Annotated in this window: 17 protein-coding genes; 10 read left to right on the forward strand and 7 right to left on the reverse strand. The window is 68.6% G+C overall.

The genetic code is table 11. The features are described 5' to 3' along the window. Positions 1-15: 15 nt before the first annotated feature. Entirely contained in the window at positions 16-258 is a 243-nt protein-coding gene (locus tag HIV01_RS06395) for a hypothetical protein (RefSeq protein ID WP_200605502.1), read from the forward strand. A gap of 12 nt (positions 259-270) precedes the next feature. Here HIV01_RS06395 and thpR read toward each other — a convergent pair whose 3' ends face one another. From thpR to HIV01_RS06410, 3 genes are all read right to left on the reverse strand, one after another. Continuing rightward, positions 271-816, reverse strand: a complete 546-nt coding sequence (gene thpR, locus HIV01_RS06400) for an RNA 2',3'-cyclic phosphodiesterase (RefSeq protein ID WP_200605510.1) — start codon at positions 814-816, stop codon at positions 271-273. Between the two features lie 31 nt (positions 817-847). Next, complete coding sequence (locus HIV01_RS06405; RefSeq protein WP_207527118.1) at positions 848-1,366, reverse strand: SRPBCC family protein; 519 nt, start codon at positions 1,364-1,366, stop codon at positions 848-850. Positions 1,367-1,586: 220 nt separating this feature from the next. Beyond that, positions 1,587-3,461 carry an ATP-binding cassette domain-containing protein gene (locus HIV01_RS06410; RefSeq protein ID WP_200605515.1) on the reverse strand — a complete coding sequence of 625 codons (1,875 nt, stop codon included), beginning with the start codon at positions 3,459-3,461 and terminating at the stop codon, positions 1,587-1,589. Between the two features lie 304 nt (positions 3,462-3,765). On the opposite strand from HIV01_RS06410, the gene HIV01_RS06415 reads away from it, so the two are divergent. Next, positions 3,766-4,692 (forward strand): oxygenase MpaB family protein, encoded by a 927-nt coding sequence (locus tag HIV01_RS06415; protein ID WP_200605517.1) that lies wholly within the window; start codon positions 3,766-3,768, stop codon positions 4,690-4,692. Between the two features lie 8 nt (positions 4,693-4,700). On the opposite strand, the gene HIV01_RS06420 is transcribed toward HIV01_RS06415, so the two are convergent. After that, the gene (locus HIV01_RS06420) at positions 4,701-4,904 is read right to left on the reverse strand and encodes a hypothetical protein (protein ID WP_207527119.1); all 204 of its coding nucleotides are present in this window, start codon (positions 4,902-4,904) and stop codon (positions 4,701-4,703) included. Between the two features lie 543 nt (positions 4,905-5,447). Further along, positions 5,448-7,007 carry a protein adenylyltransferase SelO gene (locus HIV01_RS06425; protein WP_200606383.1) on the reverse strand — a complete coding sequence of 520 codons (1,560 nt, stop codon included), beginning with the start codon at positions 7,005-7,007 and terminating at the stop codon, positions 5,448-5,450. A gap of 182 nt (positions 7,008-7,189) precedes the next feature. Between HIV01_RS06425 and HIV01_RS06430 the strand changes: the two genes are divergently transcribed. The 5 genes from HIV01_RS06430 (at position 7,190) to HIV01_RS06450 (ending at position 12,907) form a co-directional block, all read left to right on the forward strand. After that, on the forward strand, positions 7,190-7,348 hold the full coding sequence (locus HIV01_RS06430) for a hypothetical protein (RefSeq protein WP_199253101.1): 159 nt from the start codon (positions 7,190-7,192) through the stop codon (positions 7,346-7,348). A gap of 126 nt (positions 7,349-7,474) precedes the next feature. Next, positions 7,475-8,884 (forward strand): metal-dependent hydrolase family protein, encoded by a 1,410-nt coding sequence (locus tag HIV01_RS06435; protein WP_200605521.1) that lies wholly within the window; start codon positions 7,475-7,477, stop codon positions 8,882-8,884. Between the two features lie 248 nt (positions 8,885-9,132). Next, entirely contained in the window at positions 9,133-11,160 is a 2,028-nt protein-coding gene (locus tag HIV01_RS06440; protein ID WP_245156982.1) for a DEAD/DEAH box helicase, read from the forward strand. Between the two features lie 48 nt (positions 11,161-11,208). After that, positions 11,209-12,078 carry an EamA family transporter gene (locus HIV01_RS06445; RefSeq protein WP_200605532.1) on the forward strand — a complete coding sequence of 290 codons (870 nt, stop codon included), beginning with the start codon at positions 11,209-11,211 and terminating at the stop codon, positions 12,076-12,078. A 61-nt stretch (positions 12,079-12,139) separates the two neighbouring features. Then, positions 12,140-12,907: a type 1 glutamine amidotransferase gene (locus HIV01_RS06450; RefSeq protein ID WP_200605534.1), complete on the forward strand. Its 768-nt coding sequence runs from the start codon at positions 12,140-12,142 to the stop codon at positions 12,905-12,907. Between the two features lie 154 nt (positions 12,908-13,061). Here the strand turns inward: HIV01_RS06450 and HIV01_RS06455 are convergent, their stop codons facing one another. Further along, on the reverse strand, positions 13,062-13,898 hold the full coding sequence (locus HIV01_RS06455; RefSeq protein ID WP_245156930.1) for a pseudouridine synthase: 837 nt from the start codon (positions 13,896-13,898) through the stop codon (positions 13,062-13,064). A gap of 160 nt (positions 13,899-14,058) precedes the next feature. On the opposite strand from HIV01_RS06455, the gene HIV01_RS06460 reads away from it, so the two are divergent. The 3 genes from HIV01_RS06460 (at position 14,059) to HIV01_RS06470 (ending at position 16,665) form a co-directional block, all read left to right on the forward strand. After that, positions 14,059-14,622: a YaeQ family protein gene (locus HIV01_RS06460; protein ID WP_200605536.1), complete on the forward strand. Its 564-nt coding sequence runs from the start codon at positions 14,059-14,061 to the stop codon at positions 14,620-14,622. Then, on the forward strand, positions 14,619-15,809 hold the full coding sequence (locus HIV01_RS06465) for a BaiN/RdsA family NAD(P)/FAD-dependent oxidoreductase (RefSeq protein WP_200605538.1): 1,191 nt from the start codon (positions 14,619-14,621) through the stop codon (positions 15,807-15,809). The genes HIV01_RS06460 and HIV01_RS06465 overlap by 4 nt, the downstream gene beginning before the upstream one ends. Before the next feature lie 67 nt (positions 15,810-15,876). Further along, positions 15,877-16,665 (forward strand): helix-turn-helix transcriptional regulator, encoded by a 789-nt coding sequence (locus HIV01_RS06470; protein ID WP_200605540.1) that lies wholly within the window; start codon positions 15,877-15,879, stop codon positions 16,663-16,665. Here the strand turns inward: HIV01_RS06470 and HIV01_RS06475 are convergent. Continuing rightward, positions 16,652-16,972, reverse strand: coding sequence for a hypothetical protein (locus tag HIV01_RS06475; RefSeq protein ID WP_200605542.1), 321 nt, complete (start codon positions 16,970-16,972; stop codon positions 16,652-16,654). The genes HIV01_RS06470 and HIV01_RS06475 overlap by 14 nt on opposite strands. Position 16,973: the final 1 nt, after the last annotated feature.

Below are 16,973 nucleotides of genomic sequence, written 5' to 3' on the forward strand. Positions count from 1 at the left end.
GAAGGGGGAACGGCCATGGCCCTGCGTGATCGACGTACACCAGGCACCGACATCCATGTACAGCAGCGCCGCATCGGCCTGACCGGTCCGCAGGCCCGGATGCTGGTCGCCTGCGAACACTACGGCTGGAAGCTGGCCTTCATCCGCGAGCCGCTGGAGCATCCGACGCCGGTGCTGTTCGCAACCGACCGCGACTTCGTCGTCGTGCGCGAGGACGGCAGCATCGACCGCGAACCGCAGATCGAGCTTCGACACTGACCAGGCTCGGCTTCACCGCCGCAACGGCCAGCGTTCGATGATCCGGTAGGGTTGGCCGGACTGGCTGTCGACCAGGACGAAGTCGTGCACCGGCCACGACAGTGGCGCGATCGGCGTGACAGGAAGATGGCGGCGCACGTTGCGCTGGATGGTCACGTGCGGGCTGAAGGCCGGTGCCGGCCGCAGGGGCACCTCGTGTTGGCGCAGCGCGATGCCCAGCGAATCCCAAAGTTCCTGCAGGCCTGCGGGAGTTGCAGTCGGACCCAGCCAGCAGACATTGCTGCCACGGAAGCTGCCGGCGCAATCCAGCTCCAGTGCGAAGGGCGACACGCGAATCTGCGCAGCGGCCGCGCATGCGCCGTCGAGCAAGGCCGGCGGCAACGAAGCGAAGTCACCGAGGAACTGCAGCGTCATGTGCAAACGCGCGGCGTTGAGCCGGCGCCCGCCGGGCGAGAGTTCCCGCTCAATGCGCGCCGCCTCCTCGTCGATCGAATGCCGCAGCGCATCGTCGGGCCACAGGGCGAAGAACAGGCGATGCATCTGCGGGCCGTCGCTCATGGCAACGTTTGCCTGGCCGGCGCCGTGCTGCTCAGCGTCCGGGCGCCGGCGCCTGCTTGCGCAGGTAATCCGCCAGCCCGCGCAGTTGCAGGCCCTGCACCTGGTCGACCACTGGTGCGAACTTGCCCAGGTCGTCCGGCGAGTAGCCACCGGCGCGGTAATACAGGGTGATGCGCGTGCCCCCGCCTTCGGCCGCGGCCAGGCGGAACTCGAGCGCGCCGCCGATGCCCATGCCCTGCAGCGGCCCGAGGCCACCGAGCATGCGCAGCGTCTTGCCCGGATCGACGAAGCTGACCGTCAGGTGTTGCGCCTGCTGCGATCCGGCGATCTCGCAGAAGCAGCCACCGGCGCGTGCATCGATGGACAGTTTCGATGCCTTGCCCCACCAGGTGTGATCCTTCGGCCACCAGCGATCGACATCGCCGACCAGCGCCTTCCACGCCGTGTCCGCATCGACCGGCACCACTTCGCTGTTCTCGACGGTGAACCCCGTCGGCGACGAGTCCTTGACCGCCGCCGTGGCCGGCAGCGACGCGCAGACAAGTGCCAAGACAATTGCGATATGCCCGGGTTGCATGCGTCACCTCCAGCAGGATTCGGCGCAATTAACCCATCGCCCACGCGTGGCCGCAAGTGCGATCGGTGCCGGGCTGGAGTCCTGAGCAACAGCAAGGTCCAAATGGATCCCGGCGTTCGCCGGGATGACGTGACGGTGCTGATGGATTGCGGGCCTGGGTCCCGGCGTGCGCCGGGACAACGGCTGAAGCGCCTCAGGCGTCCAGTTCGCTCCAGCGCGCGTAGGCGCCATCCAGTTCCAGTTGTGTCTGCGCAAGCAGCGCATTGTGCGCATTGATCGCCGCCGCATCGCGCTGGAAGAACGACGGCTCGTTCATCTGCGCAGTCAGCTCGGCCAGCTTGTTCTCCAGCGTCTCGATCCGCAGCGGCAACTGCTCCAGCTCGCGCGTCTCCTTGTAGCTGAGCTTGCGCTTGGGTGCGGCTGCCGGAGCGGCGGCCACCGGCGTTGCCGGTGCCAGAACCGGCTTGCCCGGCGCGCTGACCGGAGCAACCGGGCGCTGTCGCAGCCAATCGGTGTAGCCGCCCACGTACTCGCCGACGCGACCCTCGCCTTCCATGACCAGGGTCGAGGTCACGACGTTGTCGAGGAAGTCACGGTCGTGGCTGACCAGCAACAGCGTGCCGGGGTAATCGCCGAGCATCTCTTCGAGCAGCTCCAGCGTCTCGACGTCGAGATCGTTGGTCGGTTCGTCCATCACCAGCAGGTTGGACGGCTGCGCGAACAGCTTGGCCAGCAGCAGGCGGTTGCGCTCGCCGCCGGACAGGCGCGTGATCGGCGCGCGTGCGCGTTCGGGCGTGAACAGGAAATCCTGCAGGTAGCCGATGACGTGCTTGGACTTGCCGCCGACCTCGACGAATTCGCGGCCTTCGGCGACGTTCTCCAGTGCGTTCCAGTCTTCGCGCAGGGTCGCGCGGTACTGGTCGAAATAGGCCACCTGGATGTTGCTGCCGAGCTGGATCTCGCCGGCGTCGGGCTTGAGTTCGCCCAGCAGCAACTTGATCAGCGTGGTCTTGCCGCTGCCGTTGGGACCGATCAGGCCGATGCGGTCACCGCGGAAGATGGTCGTGGACAGATCGGTGATGAGCTGGCGCTCGCCGTGGCCGAAGCTGACGCCCTTGGCCTCGACCACCTTGCGGCCGGATGCTTCGCCCTGCGCCAGCGCCATCTTCACGTTGCCGGTCAGGTCGCGGCGCTGCATGCGCTCCACGCGCATGGCCTTCAGGCGGCGCACGCGGCCTTCGTCGCGGGTGCGACGGGCCTTGATGCCCTGGCGGATCCACACTTCTTCCTGCGCCAGCATCTTGTCGAAGCGCGCGTTCTCCTGCGCTTCGGCGTTCAGCCGTTCTTCCCGGCGCCGCTCGTAGTTGGCCCAGTCGCCGGGCCAGCTGGTGACCTGGCCGCGATCGATCTCGACGATGCGCGTGGCCAGCGATCGCAGGAAGCGGCGGTCATGGGTGACGAAGAGCAATGCGCCCTGCCAGCCCTTGAGGAAGTTCTCCAGCCAGTCGATCGCTTCGATGTCGAGATGGTTGGTCGGTTCGTCGAGCAGCAGCAGGTCGGGGGCCGATACCAGCGCGCGGGCCAGCAGCACGCGGCGCTTGAGGCCACCGGACAGGCTCGAGAACAGCGCGTCGCCGTCCAGTCCCAGGCGATCCAGCGTCTCGGTCACGCGCTGGTCGAGCGACCAGCCGTTGGCGTCCTCGATCTTCGCCTGCACCTTGGCCAGTGCATCGGTGTCGACGTGGTCGGCATGAATGATGTGGTGGTACTTGGCCAGCCACTTGCCCAGGTCGCCCAGGCCGCCGGCGACCACGTCCCAGACGTCGCCGCCGGCATCGCTGGGCACTTCCTGCTCCAGCCGCGCCACGCGCACGCCGCCCTCGCGGCGGACTTCACCACCGTCGGGGTGGATCTCTCCGGCCAAAAGGCGCATCAGGGTGGATTTGCCGGCGCCATTGCGCCCGATCAGGGCGATTCGCTCACCGGCATCGATGGTCAGGGCTACATTTTCCAGCAGCAGCGGGCCGCCGACGCTGTAGTCGACGTTTTGCAGGGTCATCAGGGGCATCCGGCCATTCTACGTGGCGCCGGCGGTCACAGTGCATGCCGTCGCAGTGCCAAGCGCGTTGCCGCCGGCGCATACTTGGCGCCAGGCCGCAGCACGGTGCCGTGGCCACCTGACAAGGGGAAAACCATGAGCAAGGGCATGGATCGCAAGAAGGAAACGAAGAAGAAGCCGGCGAAGACGATGAAGGAAAAGCGCGCCGAGAAGAGCGAGAAGAAGGCCGGCAAGGCCTGATCCGGCACGGCACGTGGCAAGGGGCGACTGCAACCAGCCGCCCCGCCACTGGCAACGGGATGAGCGCACGCCGATGAACTCCCCGCTGCGTGTCCTCGCCGCACCCGCCACCGCGCGGATTCGCCGGTGGGTCCTCGGCGCCTTCCCGCGTGGCCAGAGCGGCATCGATTACGACCACCCGCCCGGCGACCCGGGCCTGTTCGGCCCCGACAGCGTCACCTGGCGCATCCACGCCGACTTCCCCGGGATGCTCTCCGGCGGCCTGTGCGCGCTGATCCTGCAGACCCTGCACCCGCTGGCGCTGGCCGGGGTCTGGGACCACTCGCAGTTCCGCACCGACCTGCTCGGACGCCTGCGCCGCACCACCAACTTCGTCGCCGGCACCACCTACGCCGGGCGCGCCGAAGCTGAACGCCTCATCGCCCATGTCGATTCCATCCATGCCAGGGTTCGCGGCGTCAGTGCCGACGGGCAGCCCTATGAGGCCCAGGATCCGCGCCTGCTGACCTGGGTGCATGTCACCGAAAGCTACGGATTCCTCGAGGGATTCCGTCGCTACGCGCCTATGGCCATGCCCGACGGCGTCGCCGATCGCTACTTCGACGAATCGCGTCGCGTGGCCGAAGCGCTGGGAGCGCGTGACGTACCCGCTTCGCAGGCGCAAGTCGCGGAGTACTTCGCCAGCGTGCAGGACGACCTGCGCTACGACGAGCGCTCGCGCGAAGTGCTGGCGGTGCTGGCCCGGATCCAGCTGCCGGTGCCGGCGGCCGGTTTGTCGCGCGATCTGTTCCTCGGCGCGGCGAACGCATTGCTGCCGCCGTGGGCGGTGGCTCGGCTGCCGATGTCGCGCCCGCGGCGCCTGCAGGCCGCGGTCGCGGCAAGGACGTTGCGGACGATCGCGCCGTTGTTCCGCCTGGCGCTCAACGACGGCGTCGCTCCCCGCGCCTGCCGGCGACTGGGCATCGACGAATCGGTGCTTGAACGCTGGCCCGAAGGCTAGCGATACGGTCAGGGACCCTTGCCCGGACGCAACAGCACGATCTGCTTGGCCGTCGTGATCCTGCTGCGCAGGCGCAACGAGGTGTCGATCTCGTCACCGGGCTTGAGGCTGGTGACCGCCATCGACTTGCCATCGAGCGTGACCACGGTGGTCTGCTCGTCATAGCCGATCTTGTTGAGGATCCGGCTTTCGGCCTGGCTGATGTGCAACATCCGCGTGCCCGTCCGGACTTCGCCCACGGTGCCATGCAGATAGCGGCCACAGGGCCCTGGTCCATGTCCGTGTCGGGCAGCACCAGGATCTTGTTTGCCTGGGTGCGGTTGCGGCTGGTCGTGGTCCGCACCAGCAGGCGCTCGCCGGGCTTGAGCTCGATGAGTTTGATCTGCTTGCCGGCACGGCTGGCCGTGGTGGTGGCATCGACGTAGAGATTGATCTCGCCGCCCTGCCCCAGCTCACTGCCGGTCTGGGCGTCCGTGGCGATGGCCAGGCGCTTGGCGTTGACGTCGACACGCACCAGCGTGCCGACGGCGTGATCGCCTGCCACCGGTGGGGAAGCGAACGTCGCCGCAGCCGCGCAGCACAGCAGCGCGAAGGCCACCATGGTGCCCCACGCGGCGCTCGGGCGAATGCGGTCGATGGCGTGCATGCTGGCCATGTCAGGACCCCTCCTGCCGCGAATGTTGGCGTCATCATCCGCCAGCTTCGTGTAGGCGGCGTGTGTGGCAGGCCTGGCCGTCAACCGCCCGTGGACGGCCTCACGAACTGCACGACAGCATCGAACAACCGGCCCGTTCGCGCGCCCAGTCGGGTCGGCGCGCGGCGAACGCTTCGCGGCCCGGCTGTTCATCGTAGGGATGACGCATCACGTCGAGCAGTTCGGCGACGCCCGAGAAGTCGCCTTCGGTGGCGCGATCGATGGCCTGTTGCGCCAGGTAGTTGCGCAACACGTAGCGCGGATTGGCGGCATTCATGCGCGCACGGCGTTCGCTTGCCGGCACGGCCTGGTCGCGCAACCGCAGCGCGTAGCGGCCCAGCCATTCCTGCAATGCCGGCGCGGCGGCTTCGCGGCGCGTTTCGTCGTAGAACGCCTCGCGCAGCGGCGCCGGGTCCAGCGTGTCGATGTCCAGATCGGCCAGGCCGCGGAAGAACAGCGTCATGTCGACTTCCGCCTCGGTCATCAGGTCCTGCAGCGCCTGCATCAGGCCGACGTCCTCGTCGCGGCACTCGTCCAGGCCGAGCTTGCGCGCGACGTTGTCGCGGTCGGCGGCGGTGTAGGTTTCGACGAAGCGGCGCAGACCGTCCTGCAAAGGTTCGACGCCGTCGAACAGCAGCGACAGCGAGCCGGCCAGGCGTCCCAGGTTCCAGTAGGCCACCTGCGGTTGCTGGCCGAAGCGGTAGCGACGGTGGTGGCGATCGGTGGTGTTGGGTGTCCAGCCCGGATCGAAATTGTCGACCCAGCCGTAGGGGCCGTAGTCGATGGTCAGGCCGAGGATCGACATGTTGTCGGTGTTCATCACGCCGTGGACGAAGCCGACCCGCATCCAGTGCGCGACCATCACCGCGGTGCGTTCGCACACCTGCGCGAACCATTGCGCATACAGGGCCTGGCCCTGCCCGCGCAGTTCGGGGAAGTCACGGCGGATGCAGAAATTCACCAGTTGCCGCAGCAGCTCGACGTCGTCGCGCGACGCCGGCAGCTCGAAGTTGCCGAAGCGAATGAACGACGGCGCGACCCGGCAGACGATCGCGCCGTGTTCCAGCTCGGGATGGCCGTCGTAGAACATGTCGCGCTCGACCCACTCGCCGGTGCCGACCAGGCTCAGCGCGCGCGTCGTCGGCACGCCCAGGTGGTGCATCGCCTCGCTGCACAGGAACTCGCGGATCGAGGAACGCAGCACCGCGCGGCCGTCGGCGCTGCGCGAATAAGGCGTCGGCCCGGCACCCTTCAGTTGCAGCTCCCAGCGCTCGCCGACGGCATTGATGATCTCGCCCAGGCTGATCGCGCGTCCGTCGCCCAGTTGCCCGGCCCAGTTGCCGAACTGGTGACCGCCGTAGTTGGCCGCGAAGGGTTCCATGCCCGCCATCAGCGCGTTGCCGGCGAATACCTCGGCGAACTGCGGCGAGGCGACATCGGCCTCGCTGAAGCCCAGGCGCCGGGCCATCTCGGCCGAATGGGCCAGCAGCCGCGGTGCCGCCACCGGCGTGGGAGCCACGCGCGAATAGAGGGCGCCGTGGACCTGGCGTATGCCCGGACCGGTGTCCGGATCGGCGGGCAGGTCGCGGACGAAGGCGTTGTCGAACTCGAGTGTGGGCATGGTCACCGCTGCAATATGGGGTGTCGCGGCTGGCCCGGCCAGCGCTGGCAGGCCTGATGTGCGGGCCTCGCGGCGTTTTTCCAACGCTTCGCGCCGGTTGCGCCGGAGCTGCGTCAAGGCGCCGTACACGGGCAAACCAAGCTCGATGCCCTACACTGGCCACCCGCACAACGAGATCGCCCATGGCAAAGCCCAATTACTCCTTCGAAAAGCGCCAGCGCGAAATCGCCAAGAAAAAGAAGCAGGACGAGAAGCAGGCCAAGAAGCAGCAGGCCCGTGACACCGCCAATCCTCCTGGCAACCCCGAGCCCCCGGAAAGCGGCTCCAGCAACAAGTCCTGACGCACACCCATCCGGCCGGCCCGCCCAGGACCGGCTGCGAAGCGTCCCCCAAGACGGCCTGATGACGGCCTTCGGTCGTCGCGCTTATGCTCCGGCGAGCAACCACGCCACCGGGGATCCACCGCAATGACCACGACGACCCGCCGCCCATCGGCGCTCCTGCTGCTGCCCGCCCTGCTGGCGACCGCCGTCGCGACGCCGGCTTCTGGACAGGTGGCCGCGCAGGTGGCCGCGCCGCAGTGGACGCTGGTCCAGGCCGGTCATCTGCTTGATCGCCCGGGTCGACCGGCGCGCGGCGCGAGCACGCTGCTGCTGCGCGATGGCCGCATCGAAGCCGTTCGCGACGGGCACCTGCTGGCTGCGCAATTCGACGGCGTGCCGGCCACGGCCATGGTCACTGTCATCGACCTGCGCGACCGCTACGTGCTGCCCGGCCTGATCGACAGCCATGTGCACCTGGTGTCGGACAAGGCCGGCGTCGAGGGGCAACTGGACGGCGTGTCGAGGGGCGTGGCCGACCACGCCTTCGAAGCGGCCGTGAACGCACGCAAGACGCTGGCCGCCGGCTTCACGACCGTGCGCAACCTCGGCGACGAGGACGGCGTCACCCTCGCCCTGCGCGATGCGATCGCTGCCGGCAAGGTGCCCGGGCCGCGCATCATCGATGCCGGCAACGCGATCTCCACCACGGCCGGCCACATGGACCCGACCCTGGGTTTCCGCGACGAACTGCATGCGGCCATCGACGTCCACGGCAACACCTGCGACGGCGCCGAAGACTGCCGCCGCGCCGTGCGCCGCCAGGTCGGGCGCGGCGTCGACGTGATCAAGATCGCCACCACCGGTGGCGTCAACAGCCGCATCGGCGCCGGCCTGGGCCAGCAGATGTTCGACGACGAAGCGCGCGCGATCGTGGAAACCGCGCACCTGTACAAGAAGAAGGTGGCCGTGCACGCGCATGGCGCCGACGGCATTGCCGTGGCGCTGCGTGCAGGTGCCGATTCGATCGAGCACGGCACGCTGCTCGACGACGCCGACATCGCCCTGTTCCGCAAGACCGGTGCCTACTACGTGCCGACACTGTCGACCGTCAACGGCTACAAGGAACGCCTGGCGAAGAACCCGGACGCCTACACCGGCGAGGTTCGCAGCAAGATCGAATGGCGCATCGGCATCACCGGCAAGTCGCTCGAGCGCGCGGTGCCGGCCGGTGTGCGCATTGCCTTCGGCACCGACGCCGGTGTCAGCCTGCACGGCCGCAATGCCGACGAGTTCGAGCTGATGGTCGCCCACGGCATGACGCCGGCGACCGCCATCCAGGCCGCCACCGTCAACGCCGCCGACCTGCTGGGCCTGGCCGACCAGGTCGGCAGCCTCGAGCCGGGCAAGCGCGCCGATCTGATTGCGGTATCGGGCGACCCGCTCAGCGATGTGACGGTGCTCAAGCAGGTTCAATTCGTGATGAAAGATGGCCGCGTGGAGAAGGACGCGCGCGGCTTGCAGGCCGCTGCCGGGGCGAGTTCGACGGCGCGCTGATTGGCGCGCTGATCGGGGAAAAGCAGGAACGCAGACAGGTTGCTGCACGGGGTTTTCTGGCGTCGCCACTGCACTACACCCGGCCGACACACCGTAGTCCGGTACACTGTGCGGTCTTCCGACCGGCGTTCGCCGGCGCTGCCGAGCCCTCCCCCATGAGCGCCGAAACGCCCAACACCCCTTCCACGGACCCGTCCGCGGACACCCCGTCCATCAAATTCTCCGACCTGGGCCTGCCCGAACCGCTGATGCGGGCACTGGCCGATGTCGGCTACGAGTCGCCCTCGCCGATCCAGGCGGCCACCATTCCGCCGCTGCTGGAAGGCCGCGACGTGCTTGGCCAGGCCCAGACCGGCACCGGCAAGACCGCCGCGTTCGCCCTGCCGGTGCTGGCCCGCATCGACCCGAACCAGCGCGCTCCGCAGACGCTGGTGCTGGCGCCGACGCGTGAGCTGGCGATCCAGGTCGCCGAGGCGTTCCAGAAGTACGCCCATCACCTGCCCGGCTTCCAGGTCCTGCCGATCTACGGCGGCCAGAGCTATTACCCGCAGTTGCAGGCGCTCAAGCGTGGCGTGCAGGTGATCGTCGGCACGCCCGGCCGCGTCATCGACCATCTCGAACGCGGTTCGCTCGACCTGTCGCAGCTGCGCTGCCTGGTCCTGGACGAAGCCGACGAGATGCTGCGCATGGGCTTCATCGACGACGTCGAGGCGGTGCTGAAGAAGACCCCGGAGACGCGCCAGGTCGCGCTGTTCTCGGCGACCATGCCGGCGCCGATCAAGCGCATCGCCCAGACGTACCTGAAGGACCCGGTCGAGATCGCGATCAAGTCCAAGACCTCGACCGCGGCCAACATCCGCCAGCGCTACTGGGCGGTCAGCGGCGTGCACAAGCTCGACGCGATCACGCGCATCCTGGAAGCCGAGCCCTTTGACGCGATGATCGTGTTCGCCCGCACCAAGCTGGCGACCGAGGAACTGGCCGACAAGCTGGCCGCACGCGGCATTGCCGCCGCCGCGATCAATGGCGACGTGGTCCAGGCGCAGCGCGAGAAGACCATCCAGAACCTCAAGGACGGCAAGATCGACGTGCTGGTCGCCACCGACGTCGCCGCGCGCGGCCTCGACGTGGAACGCATCAGCCACGTGCTGAACTACGACATCCCGTACGACACCGAAAGCTACGTGCACCGCATCGGCCGCACCGGCCGTGCCGGTCGCAAGGGCGAGGCGATCCTGTTCGTCACCCCGCGCGAGCGCGGCATGCTGCGCGCGATCGAGCGCGCCACGCGCCAGCCGATCGAGCAGATGCAGCTGCCGACCGTGGAAACGGTCAACGAGCAGCGCGTCAACCGCTTCCTCGGCCGCATCACCACGGCGCTGGAATCGTCGGATGTGAGCCAGTTCCGCGACCTGGTCGAACGCTACGAGCGCGAGCAGAACGTGCCGGCGGTGGAAATCGCCGCTGCCCTCGCCAAGCTGGTGCAGGGCGACATGCCGCTGCTGCTGGACGTCACCGCCGAGCGCCTGCGTCCGCATACACCGAGCTTCGACCGCCCCGAGCGCGGTGCGCGCGAGCAATCGCCGCGCGATCGCTACGAGCGTGGCCCGCGTGACGGCCAGCGCGAGCCCCGCCGCGAGCGCGATGCCGCGCCGAGGCCGCCGCGTGAGTTCACGCCGCGCGAGCCGCAGCAGCGCGACGAGCGTCCGCGTCATGCCGATCGCCAGTTCACGCCGCCGGCCGCCGGTGAGCGTTCGTTCGAGCGCCCGTCGGTCAACGCCGCCGAGTCGATGTTCGCCGACGAAGGTCCGGCGCAGCACCGCCATGAACCTCGCGAGCCGCGCGAACCACGCGGCGAACGCGCGCCGGAAGTCGGCATGGAAACGTTCCGCATCGAGGTCGGCCACACGCACGGCGTCAAGCCGGGCAACATCGTCGGCGCCATCGCCAACGAGGCCGAGCTGGAAAGCCGCTTCATCGGCCGCATCGACATCCGCGACGACTTCAGCCTCATCGATCTGCCCGAAGGCATGCCGCGCGAAGTGATGGACCACCTCAAGCGCGTGCGCGTCGCCGGTCAGCAGCTGCGCATCAGCCGCGCCGACGAGGACACCGGCCACGGCCAGCGTCCGCACGGTCGCTACGGCGATGCACCGCGCAGCTTCGACGACGATCGCCGACCGCCGCCGCGCGGTCCGCGTCCGCACAGCGGCCACAAGCCTCATGGGGCCGGGCCGCATGGCGGCGGTCCGCGCAAGCCGTTCAAGCCGCGCTGATCGGGCCGCGCTGAGCCACACGAGCCCTACTCTCCACCGCGGTAGCCGATGCACCTGATCCTGTTCAGCGCGCTGTGCAGCGTGCTCGTCGCGGTGGTCCTCAAGCTTGCGCCACGTTTCCGTCTGGACGTGGCGCAACTGGTGACCTGGAACTACCTCGCCGCCACCGTGTTGAGCGCGTTGCTGCTCAAGCCGTCGCTGGCGAGCCTGTCGACACCGCAGGCACCCTGGGCCGCATTGCTCGGCCTGGCGGTGGTGCTGCCGTCGCTGTTCCTGGTGCTCGCCGCCTCCGTGCGCACCGCCGGCATCGTCCGCACCGACGTGGCGCAGCGCCTGTCGCTGCTGCTGTCGCTGCTGGCAGCCTTCACCCTCTTCGGCGAAACCGCCGATACCACGCGCATGGCCGGGCTTGCCCTGGGCCTGCTGGCGGTGGCCGGCATCGTAATCAGGCCGCGAGGCGACGACACCGCCGTGCCCGGCGCAACCGGCATGGGCCTGCTGCTGGTGGTCTGGGTCGGCTTCGCCGTGGTCGATGTGATGCTCAAGCGCATCGCGCTGGCCGGGACGCCTTCGCTGGCCGCGCTGCAGGTGGCGTTCGCGATTGCCTTCGTGCTGATGCTGGGCTGGCAGGCGGTTCGCCTCTGGCGCGGGCAGACGCAGCTGAGCCTTCGCAACTTCGGTGCCGGCCTGCTGCTGGGCCTGCTCAACTTCGGCAACATCGTCTTCTACGTCCGTGCGCACCAGGCCTTCCCGGACAACCCGTCGGTGGTGTTCGCGGCGATGAACATTGGCGTGGTGGTGCTGGGCACGCTGGTGGGCGTGTTCGCCTTCGGCGAGAAGACCAGCAGGTGGAACCGCGCCGCGATCGTGCTGGCCGTCATCGCCATTGCCGTCATCGCTACTGCACCGCGCGCATAGCGCTACCGGCCAGGGCGCCGGATTTGGCATAGTCGGGCTGTCGACCCGCCCTGCCCGCGCCATGCCCCGCCTGCTCGTCTTCCAGCACGTCGCCGCCGAACCGCTCGGCACCCTGGACCCGCTGATCCGTCGGCGCGGGCACCGCATCCGTTTCGCCAATTTCGAGCGCCAGCCCGACTTCCAGCCCAACGTCGACCGCTACCGCGGGCTGATCGTGCTGGGCGGGCCGATGAACGTCGAAGACCAGGCGCAGCGCCCGCACCTGCGCACCGAACTGATGGCGATCGAACGCATGCTCGAACAGGGCAAGCCGGTGCTGGGCATCTGCCTGGGCGCGCAACTGCTGGCACACGTGCTGGGCGCGCCGGTGCGGCGCCACCACCAGCCCGAGATCGGCTGGTACCCGCTGCAGACCACCGACGCCGGGCGCGCCGACCCGGTGCTGTCGCCATTGGGAGACATCGCACCGGTATTCCAGTGGCACCGCTACAGCTTCGAGGTCCCGCGCGAAGCCGAGCACCTGGCACGCACCGATGGCTGCGAGCAGCAGGCATTCCGCTATGGCGACAACGCCTACGGCTTCCAGTTCCACCTGGAGATGGACGAGCGCCTGATCGAGCGCTGGCTGGCCAATCCGGCGTATCGCGACGAGTTGGCGGAGCTGGCCGGTGTGGATCCGGCGCAGGCGAGCGAAGCGACGATCCGGCAGAAGACGCGCGAGCACATCGCTGCCATGCAGGGCCAGGCCGACAACGTGTTCAACCGCTTCCTCGACCTGGTCGGCACGCCGCAGCGCAGGATCACGCTGCCATCGCGCGAGTGGACTTGAAACCGTCATCCCGGCGAATGCCGGGATCCATCTTGACGTTGCCTCAGCTTCGGAGCGGCGTTGGCCGCAGGGGCGGGGAGTGCTCTGGCGATTCGTTGCACTGTCTTCGGCGAAAATGGATCCCGGCATTCGCCGGGATGACGGTGACGGTGGCCTACAGGTCCCGCTGACTCTCGAAGCGCCGTTCCTGCCCACTGAGCGGATCGACGAACTGCAACGAGCGCGCCAGCAGTTTCAGCGGCCTGGCGTAGTCGTCGACCTGGTCGCCGCAATCGGGATAGAGCGGATCGTTGAGGATCGGTACCCCGATCGCCGCCATATGCACGCGCAACTGATGCTTGCGGCCCGTCACCGGCTCCAGCGCGTAGCGCCAGATGCCGTCGCTGCGATCAAGCACCTCGATGCGGGTCTCACTGTTCGCCGCACCCTCGCCCTCGCGCATCCGGAAGAACGGCTCGCCGCGCTCCAGGTGCGACCTGCGCACCAGCGGAAATTCCGCCTCCGGCAGCGCCGGCGCGAGCGCTTCGTAGCGCTTGCTGATACTGCGCTGGGGAAACAGCGCCTGGTACAGCGCGCGCGTGTCCGCCCGCGCCGAAAACAGCACCAGTCCCGCCGTGCCGCGGTCGATGCGGTGTAGCGGCACCAGGTCCGCGTTGCCCAGCCGCCGCACCAGCCTGGCCAGCAGCGTCTGCTCCACATGCTTGCCGGCCGGCGTCACCGGCAGGAAATGCGGCTTGTCGACGACGACCAGGTGCTCGTCGGCATGCAGCACGACCTCGTCGAACGGAATCTCCGTTTCGCCCTCGACCTCGCGGTAGTACGTCAGCTCCGCGCCGACCCGGTACGCGTCCTCGGCAGCGACCGCCCGACCGTCGGCATCACGGACCAGCCCGCGCTCGATCCGGTCGAGCCAGCGCGCGCGCCCGACGGACGGGAACCGTGCGCACAGCCCCTCCAGCACCGTCGACCACGGACCCGGCGGCAGTTGCAATCGGCTGGCGGCGACGCCATTTCGATGGGAAGGGAGTGGTTCCACAGCACATTGTCCCCCGAACGGCGGCCTCCCAGTCGCAATGGCGATGAGAACGGCACGCCACCCCGGCAGCGCCTAGAATGCGCGCTGTTTTCCTGCCCCCACCGGATGTACCCCCATGGCGCTCAAGGCCACCGTGGTTAAGGCCGAGCTGCAAGTCAGCGACCTCGACCGCCATCACTACGCTACCTACAACCTCACCCTCGCCCAGCACCCGTCGGAGACGGAACAGCGGCTGATGGTGCGGCTGCTCGCCTATGCCCTGTTCGCCGAGGATCGGCTCGAGTTCGGCCGTGGCCTGAGCAGCGAGGACGACCCGGACATGTGGCGGCGCGACTACACCGGCGAGATCGAGCAGTGGATCGACCTGGGCCAGCCCGACGAGTCGCGCATCCGCAAGGCCTGCGGCCGCGCGCGCCAGGTCGTGGTGGTCAACTACGCCGGTCGCTCCTCGGATATCTGGTGGGAGAAGAACAGCTACGCGCTCAAGCGCCTGAAGAACCTCACCGTCATCGACATCGGCGCCGACACCGTCGAGGCGCTGGCCGCCGTGCAGCAGCGCGGCATGCGCGTGAACGTGCTGATCCAGGACGGCGAGGTGCAATGGCTGGGCGAAGGCCACTCCTTCACCTTCCGTCCCCTCACCCGCATGGCCTCAGACGAGGAAGCCGCGCGGGCATGACGGGGCACTACGACGTCGCGATCATCGGCGGCGGCGCAGCCGGACTGATGTGCGCGCTGACGGCCGGCCAGCGCGGCAAGCGCGTGCTGGTGGTCGATCACGCCAACCGCGTCGGCAAGAAGATCCTGATGTCCGGTGGCGGTCGCTGCAATTTCACCAACACCGGCACCACCCCGGCCAATTTCCTCTCGGCCAACCCGCACTTCTGCAAGTCGGCGCTGGCGCGCTACACGCCGTGGCATTTCATCGAGATGGTCGAGCGCCACCGCATCGCGTACCACGAGAAAGAACTCGGCCAGCTGTTCTGCGACATCTCCTCCAAGCTGATCGTGAAGATGCTGGTCGACGAGTGCCACGCTGCCGGCGTGCGCATCGAGACCAGTTGCAGCATCGAGCGGATCAGCCATGGCGAGGGCGAGAACGCCAGCTTCCGCCTGCACACCAGCCACGGCGCGTTCGCCGCACCGGCGCTGGTGGTGGCCAGCGGCGGTCTTTCAATCCCGTCGATGGGCGCCAGCGGATTCGGCTACGAGCTGGCCCGCCAGTTCGGCCATGCCGTGCTGCCCACTCGCGCCGGGCTCGTGCCGCTCACGCTCAGCGGCAAACACCAGGAGCGCCTGGCAGACCTCAGCGGCGTCGCACTGCCGGTCACCGCCAGCTGCAACGGCCAGTCCTTCAGCAATTTCATGCTGGTGACCCACCGCGGCATCAGCGGCCCGTCGATCCTGCAGATCTCCTCGTACTGGCAACCCGGCGACGACCTGCGCCTGGACCTGCTGCCCGGACGCGACGCGCTGGAAGCATTGCAGCAGTGGCAGCACGAGCGCCCGGCTGCCGAACTCAAGACCGTGCTCGGCGAAGTGATGCCCAAGCGCTTCGCCCAACGCCTGTGCGAGGTCTGGTTGCCGAACCGGCCGATCAAGCAGTTCAACCTGCCGCAGCTGCGCGAGATCGCCGACGTGCTGTCGAACTGGCCACTGGTCGCCAGTGGCAGCGAAGGCTATCGCACGGCCGAGGTCACGCTCGGCGGCGTCGACACCGACGAGCTGTCATCCAGCACCATGCAGTCCAGGCGCGTGCCCGGGCTGTATTTCATCGGCGAAGTGGTCGACGTGACCGGCTGGCTCGGCGGCTACAACTTCCAGTGGGCCTGGGCGTCCGGGCATGCGGCGGGCATGGCGGTCTGATCGCGCCGCGCAGGCGATTACCTGCGGGGTAATGCACTTCACCGCCCGGCCCGGCTAAGGTTCGGCCATGAACATGATCCGTCCCCTCGGCGAGCTGATCCGCGACTGGCGGCAGCGCCGCCACCTGACCCAGCTCGACCTGGCCGGACTGGCCGACACCTCCACGCGCCACATCAGCTTCATCGAAACCGGGCGTTCGCTGCCGAGCCGGGCGATGCTGATGCGCCTGGCCGACCGCCTCGACGTGCCGTTGCGCGAACGCAACGTGCTGATGACCGCGGCGGGACTGGCGCCGATGTACAGCGAACGCCGGCTCGACGATCCGGCGATGGCGCAGGCGCAGGCCGCGATCGACCTGGTGCTCGCCGGGCACGAGCCGTACCCCGCGCTGGCCGTGGACCGTCACTGGAACCTGGTCGCCGCCAACCGCGCGCTCGCACCGCTCCTGCAAGGCGCTGCACCTGCGCTGCTGCAACCGCCGGTCAACGTGCTGCGGTTGAGCCTGCATCCGGACGGCGTCGCGCCGCGCATCGTCAATCTTGGCCAGTGGCGCGCGCACATCCTGCATCGACTGCGTCACCAGGCCGATGCCACCGGCGACGCGATACTGGCCGCCCTATACGACGAACTCGCCGCCTACCCCGCACCGGACGATGAGCCAGCGACGGGCGCACCCGCGGTAGTCGTGCCGCTGCGCCTGCGCACGGCCATGGGCGAGCTGTCCTTCATCAGCACCACGACGGTGTTCGGCACGCCGATGGACATCACCCTGGCGGAGATCGCGATCGAATCGTTTTTCCCCGCCGACGCCGCCACTGCCCAGGCGTTGCAGACGCTGGCCGCTACAGCGCCGTAACCCGCAGCTGGCATTCCATTACCACCATCGCCGCGCCGTTGGGCACGCACATCGACGTGCTGCTATCGAGCACCAGCGCGCGACCGCCGGCGAAGACGCGGGTGCTGCCCTGCAGCCATTGCCCGCCCGTGCAGCGCAGCGCCTCGGCCGGCCATGGCAGGTTGCAGTGGGCGATGGTGTAAGGCGCGGCGATCGTCACCACCGGTCGCCCGGATACGGTGACGCGCGAATACGGCGCAGTCGGCGTGGCCGGACCGCCGTGTGCGCAGGCGACGCTTGCACCGAGATGAAGGATGGCTCCGCCCATG

It is taken from the genome of Lysobacter arenosi, assembly GCF_016613475.2.
Classification (GTDB): domain Bacteria; phylum Pseudomonadota; class Gammaproteobacteria; order Xanthomonadales; family Xanthomonadaceae; genus Lysobacter_J; species Lysobacter_J arenosi.

Coding starts and splice junctions, on each gene's coding strand:
- HIV01_RS06465 (WP_200605538.1), top strand. CDS start 14,619: ATGACGGGGCACTACGACGTCGCGATCATCGGCGGCGGCGCAGCCGGA.
- HIV01_RS06475 (WP_200605542.1), bottom strand. CDS start 16,972: ATGGGCGGAGCCATCCTTCATCTCGGTGCAAGCGTCGCCTGCGCACAC.
- HIV01_RS06420 (WP_207527119.1), bottom strand. CDS start 4,904: ATGTTGCACATCAGCCAGGCCGAAAGCCGGATCCTCAACAAGATCGGC.
- HIV01_RS06470 (WP_200605540.1), top strand. CDS start 15,877: ATGAACATGATCCGTCCCCTCGGCGAGCTGATCCGCGACTGGCGGCAG.
- HIV01_RS06440 (WP_245156982.1), top strand. CDS start 9,133: ATGCGGGCACTGGCCGATGTCGGCTACGAGTCGCCCTCGCCGATCCAG.
- HIV01_RS06430 (WP_199253101.1), top strand. CDS start 7,190: ATGGCAAAGCCCAATTACTCCTTCGAAAAGCGCCAGCGCGAAATCGCC.
- HIV01_RS06435 (WP_200605521.1), top strand. CDS start 7,475: ATGACCACGACGACCCGCCGCCCATCGGCGCTCCTGCTGCTGCCCGCC.
- thpR (WP_200605510.1), bottom strand. CDS start 816: ATGAGCGACGGCCCGCAGATGCATCGCCTGTTCTTCGCCCTGTGGCCC.
- HIV01_RS06450 (WP_200605534.1), top strand. CDS start 12,140: ATGCCCCGCCTGCTCGTCTTCCAGCACGTCGCCGCCGAACCGCTCGGC.
- HIV01_RS06460 (WP_200605536.1), top strand. CDS start 14,059: ATGGCGCTCAAGGCCACCGTGGTTAAGGCCGAGCTGCAAGTCAGCGAC.
- HIV01_RS06410 (WP_200605515.1), bottom strand. CDS start 3,461: ATGCCCCTGATGACCCTGCAAAACGTCGACTACAGCGTCGGCGGCCCG.
- HIV01_RS06415 (WP_200605517.1), top strand. CDS start 3,766: ATGAACTCCCCGCTGCGTGTCCTCGCCGCACCCGCCACCGCGCGGATT.
- HIV01_RS06395 (WP_200605502.1), top strand. CDS start 16: ATGGCCCTGCGTGATCGACGTACACCAGGCACCGACATCCATGTACAG.
- HIV01_RS06445 (WP_200605532.1), top strand. CDS start 11,209: ATGCACCTGATCCTGTTCAGCGCGCTGTGCAGCGTGCTCGTCGCGGTG.
- HIV01_RS06425 (WP_200606383.1), bottom strand. CDS start 7,007: ATGCCCACACTCGAGTTCGACAACGCCTTCGTCCGCGACCTGCCCGCC.